Source organism: Thermococcus sp. ES12, from assembly GCF_012027515.1.
Taxonomy (GTDB): domain Archaea; phylum Methanobacteriota_B; class Thermococci; order Thermococcales; family Thermococcaceae; genus Thermococcus; species Thermococcus barossii.
The window spans coordinates 1-387 of the sequence record NZ_SNUP01000147.1; the positions used below are offsets into that span (position 1 = coordinate 1).

General features: G+C 37.2%; 1 protein-coding gene. It reads right to left on the reverse strand.

Annotated features, from left to right (window positions below):
* On the reverse strand, window positions 1–233 hold a 233-nt coding region (locus tag E3E37_RS11495; protein WP_167717482.1), incomplete at its 3' end, for a class III signal peptide-containing protein.
* Between the last annotated feature and the right edge of the window lie 154 nt (window positions 234–387).

Below are 387 nucleotides of genomic sequence, written 5' to 3' on the forward strand. Positions count from 1 at the left end.
GAGTTTGAGCATGAGATGGTTTTATTTTTGAAGGAGTTCCAAGCTTCTGTAGCTTCATAGTTAGATTTTATAACTTCCACACTGTTTTGATATTGCAAAATTTCATTTTGCTGGGTGGATCTTATTGCCTTTGGTACGACACCCTCACCAAAGTAAAAAACCGCTACCAATATTATCACGAGAATAAGGGCTATCATCGCAGAGTACTCAAGAGAACCTTGAGCTTTTTTCATTAATAATCCCTCACAAATTTGAAAGATTTAAGAAAAGAAAACAAAACTAAGTTCCACCAAGGGCCGCTAAGACTTTACATGCTGTGGCGTTTCCTTGCATACAGTTAGTGTAGAGACTGCCCAGATTAGTATCAATCACTTCATTGTCATCATA